Raw genomic sequence first — 6,511 nt, 5'->3', positions numbered from 1 at the left:
AGAGAATGCGTGAGGCATTTAATTGGACACCTAAGATCGAGGTCAAAACGAACGTGTCACAACCTGAAAGTAATAATCTTCCTGACGAAAAGCAAACGTCAACTCCTGTTGAAACGAAAACTCCAGCGACCGTGGACAAGACGACTCAAAAACCTCAGACCGTTAAAAAGCCTAGCGCTTCTTCGCTGAAGGTGGCCTCTGGGACTAAACAGGTTCCAGTATCCCAAGTGTCTAGGGGAAGTTTAGATGTTGACAAGCTCATTAGCCGTGCCCTAAGTTTACAAGGGATTCCTTATGTTTGGGGCGGAACGAGTCTAAAAGGATTTGATTGTTCCGGATTTGTGCAATATGTGTTCAAAGCTTCCGGGATTACTCTACCTCGAGTTGCCGCCGATCAGTACAAACTTGGCACACCTGTCAGCCGTAATGAGTTAAGACCTGGAGATCTCGTTTTTTTCCAAACCTATGCCCCTGGTGCTACGGATGTGAGGATATATATTGGTGGAGGGCGTACAATCGGAGCTGCTAGTAAAGGAGTAGATATTCAGAGCTTGTCGGATAGCTATTGGGCAAAACGTTATCTAGGCGCTCGACGGATTCGATAAGAAAATGTAGACTAGTAATGCCGGACAGTTGGATGCGTTGCATATAAGAAGGGATCCTGAACATCAATCAGGGTCCTTTCTTCATGAGAAATTTACGGTTTTTTTGAACATAATTTTATCAAACGTTAGCAAGAAGACCCCGACTTCAAGACTCCGTTGTGTTTAAGTTGGCAATGAATTGTGTTCCTTACAAAATTAAATTGTGTTAATTCAAGTTCTAACTTTAAATAAGGATATTTTGAGCTGATTTTTGGAATCATAACACCAGTTTGTACGATATATTTGGTTCATTGCAAAGGGAGATAACAAGCCAAAGATTTTACCTTTTAAAAAAGGAGAGATGTTGAAATGAGTGGTTGCTGTGGACATTCGAATAAAGGTCATTCTGGAGGGAATGCGTTGAATCCACAAGATGGTACTGTATTAAAAATTGAGGGAATGACTTGTGGTCACTGCAAGAGTTCAGTTGAAAAAGCGTTATCAAATGTACCTGGTGTTACTCAAGCAGAAGTCGATTTAGCTAGTAAACAAGCAGTAGTTTTAGGAACGACTGAACGTTCATTACTTATTAAGGCCGTAGAAGATGCTGGTTATAAAGTCATAAACAGTTAATAGACTAAACATCTGGAGTAACAATATGCTGAGATCCATATATATTCTAAGGCAGAATCAACTGAGGCGACAGATTTTTGTCCATGAGTTGGTGAATCTGATATCGCATATGTTCTAAATAAAAGTGGCTGAGGAGCTATTCCTCAGCCACTTTGATCTCTTATGGAAGCTGGACGATGAATTCAGTCTCATGCCTGACTTTTAAAAAATTTTTTCAACCTACCCCTTGATAATTAAACAGGTGTACGAATACTTTAGCGACTACAGGAGGTGACAGCCAGACTGAAGATCACAAATTGCTTCAAGTATTAGAGTTACAAAGTAAACACCAAGTTACGAATTATGAAAGGATTTGAATGAATTATGAAGAAGAGAGTTTTAATGGTTTCATTATCAATGGTTATGGTACTTGGATTGGCAGGGATCGTAAACGCTACTACAATTGGCAAAAATACCACGGATATGCAGCCAAAAGCTTCGACTGCACAGGCCTATATGAACAACAATGATGTCACAAGCACCGAAGTTGAGCAGGTAGAAACCACTCAGCCTGATCAAACAGTTCCATCCAAGACAGATGTCAACGATCAAATGAGGAGTTCCGCCGTGTCCATGAATGATCAAATGCAAAACATGCCAGTAAATACTCAGATGCAAAACATGCCGATAAATACTCAAATGCAAAATATGCCTATGAACACTCAAATGAATGACCAGATGAATAGTTCCCAACACACGCAAGGAATGACTGGAACGAACAAACCGAACAATTCTAACGCTTCTCAACAGCCAGCCCAAAAATCAAGCGGCAACAATATGATGGGATCCATGGGAAGATAAGTCCTAAGAAGTGGCATAAATGGAAACATAAAAGTAGTGGCTGAGGAAATCTAATCCTCAGCCACTACTTTTATCTCTTTAGGAAGCTGGACGATGAATTCAGTCTCATGCCCGACTTCACTCTGTACGGTGATCGTGCCTTGATGGAGGTCTATAATTTGGCGGACCAGCGCCAGACCAATTCCAGTTCCCCCTGTCTCACGGGTTCGAGATTTGTCAGCTCGGTAAAAACGCTCGAATATTAAAGGAAGGTCGTCTTCCGAGATGCCTATACCTGTGTTTGTAATCTTAATTTCAGCAAAATCCGGTGTTTCTGTAAGCACGACGGTAACCTGACCGCCTGCGTTAGAGTACCGATAAGCATTATGCACCAGATTGTAGAAGAGCCGGGTCAGAAGGCGCTCGTCTCCGGACGTAGTCACGGATTCTTCCGAGACGTTCCAATTTAGAGTTAATTCCTTTTCCTGGATGAGGGGATAAAGGCTGCGAATGATTTTTTCAAGAAGAAGCTTTAAGTCCACAGGTTCGAGGATTAGCTTTAAAGCACCGATTTCTGCTATATTTAAGTCTTTTAGATCGCTGGACAAGTCTACTAATCGGTCAATCTCCTCATGAATGGAGGAGAGATTTTCTTGATTAGCTGGAAGGACGTTATCTTGAAAGGCTTCAATATAGCTTTTGATCGAGGTCAAGGGAGTGCGCAGTTCGTGGGCGATATCGGCGGTAAACTGTTTGCGGAGGGTTTCTTGGCGATCCAAATTGTCGGCCATCATATTAAAAGCGTTCGCTAGTTGCCCTACCTCGTCTTTGGAGCGAACGGAAACGCGTTCGTCAAGGTGCCCATGACCAATACGATCAGCAGCTTTCGTTAATCGTTTGAGTGGAGCGACGAGTTGACGGCTTGTAAAGTAACTGAGAATAATCCCAAATAGAAGCGCCAATCCTCCAGCGAAGAGTAGAGAGCGAAAGACTGAGGATTGGAAGCGGACATCTTGGGGATTGAGAATTTGTGCGGTTGCAGGGTAGCGGACCTGTGCGATGGCTAAAGTCCCGAGGGGTCCTGACACCGTAAGGGTTTTTGTTTTCCAACTTGTCGTGGAATAGGAGGACATACCCATACCCATACCCATGCCCATGCCCATTTCGCCTTGTCCATGCATCATATCTTCCATGGTGTAGCTTAACGTGGCGATGAGCTTGCCGTTCGGATCTGTCAGAGTAACAACTGTACCCATTGGGAGGGAGTGAGTAACTTCGTCCAGAGACGTAGGATCCCAAGTACCCTTGGTCTGATAAAGGGCACTTAGACGAGAGGGTAACTGTTCTAAGATTGTTTCATTCGCCTGGGTTAAATAAACACTAAACTGTTGGTTGAAGACAAGTTTCACGGAAAGCATGCTAAAGGTTAGAGTAATTATCGCGATGATCAGGGTGGAAAGAAACAATTTAGTACGCATTCTTATCCCCCCGCACTTGGATAGAATTTGTAGCCGATACCGTAAACGGTCATAATAATTTGTGGGTTGCTGGGAGTCGTTTCGATCTTTTGCCGAATCTTCTTAATATGGGCATCAATCACGCGGTCATCTCCGTCAAAGTCGTGCCCTTGGACAATTTCCACCAATTGACCTCGAGATAACACCCGTCCAGGGTGTTTCGCTAAGGCACCAAGGATCTTAAACTCGGTTGGAGTTAACAAGATTTCTTGATCGTTAAGCCGGATTTCATGCTGTATGTTATCGATGGTGAGGCCATTATCATAGGAAATTACGTCAGCAAGGGGTGAAGTTTCGTTATTGGTCCGTCGTAGAACGGCCCGAACACGGGCAACCACTTCTCGTGGGCTAAAGGGTTTCGTAATGTAATCATCCGCACCGATACTTAATCCTTGGATGCGGTCCTCTTCTTCGACTTTTGCGGTGAGCATGATAATAGGAACAGAGGAAATTTTGCGAATCTCGCTACAAATTTTTGTCCCAGACATGCCTGGAAGCATTAGATCAAGGATGAGTAGATCAAAAGGATTTTCTTTAAACATGGTTAAAGCGATTAGGCCGTTAATGGCCGTACTTACCTGAAATCCTTCCTGTTGAAGATAGGCTTTGAGTACGGTCGTGATTTTTTTTTCATCATCGACTAGTAAAATTCTCATTAGTTTTCAAGCTCCCATCAAAAATGTATTTAGATCATTATACAAGAGGACGGCTATCTTCGGCAATTTCGCTGAGGCCCGTAATAGTTGGCTGAACTGTTTTTACCACGCTGATGCGCGACGTGTACCAATAGATTATCAAGATATGTTATTTATTAGCTCTGCGGCATTTTAGTCTCGAATTGCTTGACCAATATGTTTCTTATATCGTTAGCATAAACATTGTGGCTCTTGTTTGTCCTTTTAGCAATTCTGGACTAAGGAACTAAGTCTTGGAACATGATAGAGGTATGGAACACATACATTGCTCAAAATGGGTGTTTATAACATTCTTCATGAAGGTAAAAGAGTACGAAGCTAAGAAGGTTTTAGAATTCTTATACCGTCACAGGGGACGGATTTTCAAATTATTGAAAGGAAAAATGAATCTGTCCAGGGAAAGATCGATATCTTAAGAAGTATAAACCCAACACTATGAGTAGTCCAACGCTTAGATACGTAATATAGTGACCCCATTTTTGTAAGCGAGGAAGACTTTTTACAACGGCTGTAAAGGTACCCGCAATAATTAACGGTATTCCGTGGCTAAGCCCATAGACAAAGAGCAACAAAGCGCCATACCAAAGGACACCTTGACCTGTCACATAATTCATTAAAACCGCTAAAACTTGAGTGAATGAACATCACTTAATGTGTACATTCGAGTTATTCCATTCGAGAATAGTCCTAAACTTTGAATAAAACTTAAAATTTAATTTAAGGGAAATTTTCAATAAGAATATAGAGGGCTTATGATGAAATGAAATAAATTAGTTTTAGGTTAAAAAACTGCGGGATTTCCCGCACTATGGTGTAGGAAATCCCGCAATCGAGGAGAGTGACTATGCGAAAGGTTTTAATTGCGGATGATAAAGAGAATTTGCGCTGGGTTCTGGAACGGGCATTAAGTAAAGCCGGCTATGATGTGGAGACAGTGGAGGACGGGCAACTCGCCTTAGATCGGGCCTTGGCTGAACGACCAGATCTAGTTATTGTGGATTTGAAAATGCCAAAGGTGGATGGTCTAAGTCTTCTTAAGAAGCTGAAAGAGCATTATCCGGATTTAATGATTGTCATGATGACTGCGCTCGGAAGTACCGCAACCGTGGTCGAGGCCATGAAGGCCGGAGCCCACGATTATTTGATAAAACCCTTTGATATTGAAGAACTTCTCATTACAGTCTCTAAGGCCTTTGTAGTGGAAAGCCTACGTGAGCAGGTGGATTATTTAAAGGGAGAGGTTCAAAGTGATGGATGGCAACTGGTGAGGAGTAGTGAATCAATGCAAGAGGTTAAACACTTAGTGGAGCGAGTCGCCAATACTCCTGCAACGGTTATTATTCAAGGGGAATCGGGGACGGGAAAGGAATTGGTGGCTCACGCTATACATACCTTAAGTCCACGCGTTAATGGACCGTTTATTCGAGTGAATTGCGCTGCATTGACGGAAACATTGCTGGAAAGTGAACTGTTTGGACATGAAAAAGGAGCGTTTACAGGAGCTCATGCTCGAAAAACAGGCCGGTTCGAGTTAGCCGATGGTGGTACACTCTTTCTCGATGAGATCGGTGAACTGTCCTTTAACGTTCAAGCTAAGTTGTTAAGGGTTCTTCAAGAGCGGACGTTTGAGCGGGTAGGCGGTGAGAAAACCATCAAGGTGGACGTGCGGATTATTACGGCGACGAACAGGGATTTACTGAAAGAGGCCCAGGAAGGGCGCTTTCGGGAGGATCTTTACTATCGTCTCAGTGTCTTTCCTATTTCTATTCCTCCTTTACGGGAACGTCGGGAGGATATCCCTTACCTTACTGAACATTTCTTAAAGAAACTTAGAACGTATGGGCAAAGCAAGACTCTTGGTCCGGGAGTCCTTACTCAACTCATGGCGTATGACTGGCCGGGAAACGTGCGTGAACTGGAAAATGTGGTGGAACGTATGGTGATTATTTCCCAAGGAGCGGTGATTGGGTCGGATGGGTTGCCCGTTTTTAAAACCATCTCAAAAGAGGAGAAGGGCCGCCCCGGACTCTTTGAGCTACCTCCAGAGGGGGTTTCCCTCGAAGAACTAGAGAAATCCTTTCTCCAGCAGGCCATGGAACAAACGGGAGGTAACCAAAGCAAGGCTGCCAAACAGTTAGGACTATCTCGGCATGCCTTTATATACCGTTTAGAGAAATACGGAATAGATCCTCACTGGGGGATTTAGGGAAATATTCGAGAGAGTACATTTGGTTCAAGGAAACAAGGATAGGTGGAGGTTTTC

Annotated in this window: 6 protein-coding genes and 1 pseudogene; 4 read left to right on the top strand and 3 right to left on the bottom strand. The window is 43.2% G+C overall.

What is annotated here, in order from left to right; all coding sequences use genetic code 11:
* From JL57_RS16005 to JL57_RS15995, 3 genes are all read left to right on the top strand, one after another.
* On the top strand, positions 1-605 hold a 605-nt coding region (locus tag JL57_RS16005), incomplete at its 5' end, for a C40 family peptidase (protein ID WP_291300163.1).
* Between the two features lie 348 nt (positions 606-953).
* Entirely contained in the window at positions 954-1,217 is a 264-nt protein-coding gene (locus JL57_RS16000) for a heavy-metal-associated domain-containing protein (protein ID WP_034142806.1), read from the top strand.
* Positions 1,218-1,580: 363 nt separating this feature from the next.
* Positions 1,581-2,057: a hypothetical protein gene (locus JL57_RS15995; RefSeq protein ID WP_034142807.1), complete on the top strand. Its 477-nt coding sequence runs from the start codon at positions 1,581-1,583 to the stop codon at positions 2,055-2,057.
* A gap of 50 nt (positions 2,058-2,107) precedes the next feature.
* On the opposite strand, the gene JL57_RS15990 is transcribed toward JL57_RS15995, so the two are convergent.
* The 3 genes and pseudogenes from JL57_RS15990 to JL57_RS34620 all read right to left on the bottom strand — a co-directional run.
* Positions 2,108-3,514 carry a cell wall metabolism sensor histidine kinase WalK gene (locus JL57_RS15990; protein WP_034143010.1) on the bottom strand — a complete coding sequence of 469 codons (1,407 nt, stop codon included), beginning with the start codon at positions 3,512-3,514 and terminating at the stop codon, positions 2,108-2,110.
* A 2-nt stretch (positions 3,515-3,516) separates the two neighbouring features.
* A complete protein-coding gene (locus JL57_RS15985) occupies positions 3,517-4,209 on the bottom strand; it encodes a response regulator transcription factor (protein ID WP_034143009.1) in 693 nt (230 codons plus the stop codon).
* A gap of 407 nt (positions 4,210-4,616) precedes the next feature.
* A pseudogene (locus JL57_RS34620) lies at positions 4,617-4,892 on the bottom strand (cytochrome c biogenesis protein CcdA); the annotation flags it as partial.
* A 200-nt stretch (positions 4,893-5,092) separates the two neighbouring features.
* Here JL57_RS34620 and JL57_RS15980 point away from each other — a divergent pair.
* Positions 5,093-6,454: a sigma-54 dependent transcriptional regulator gene (locus tag JL57_RS15980; protein ID WP_034143008.1), complete on the top strand. Its 1,362-nt coding sequence runs from the start codon at positions 5,093-5,095 to the stop codon at positions 6,452-6,454.
* Positions 6,455-6,511 lie beyond the last annotated feature (57 nt).

This window comes from Desulfosporosinus sp. BICA1-9 (genome assembly GCF_000802135.1).
This window is presented reverse-complemented; position numbering and strand designations above follow the sequence as displayed.

What these genes read in the sequence shown, in the direction of transcription:
- JL57_RS16000 (WP_034142806.1), top strand. Translation starts at nt 954, where the DNA reads ATGAGTGGTTGCTGTGGACATTCGAATAAAGGTCATTCTGGAGGGAAT.
- JL57_RS15980 (WP_034143008.1), top strand. Translation starts at nt 5,093, where the DNA reads ATGCGAAAGGTTTTAATTGCGGATGATAAAGAGAATTTGCGCTGGGTT.
- JL57_RS15990 (WP_034143010.1), bottom strand. Translation starts at nt 3,514, where the DNA reads ATGCGTACTAAATTGTTTCTTTCCACCCTGATCATCGCGATAATTACT.
- JL57_RS15985 (WP_034143009.1), bottom strand. Translation starts at nt 4,209, where the DNA reads ATGAGAATTTTACTAGTCGATGATGAAAAAAAAATCACGACCGTACTC.
- JL57_RS15995 (WP_034142807.1), top strand. Translation starts at nt 1,581, where the DNA reads ATGAAGAAGAGAGTTTTAATGGTTTCATTATCAATGGTTATGGTACTT.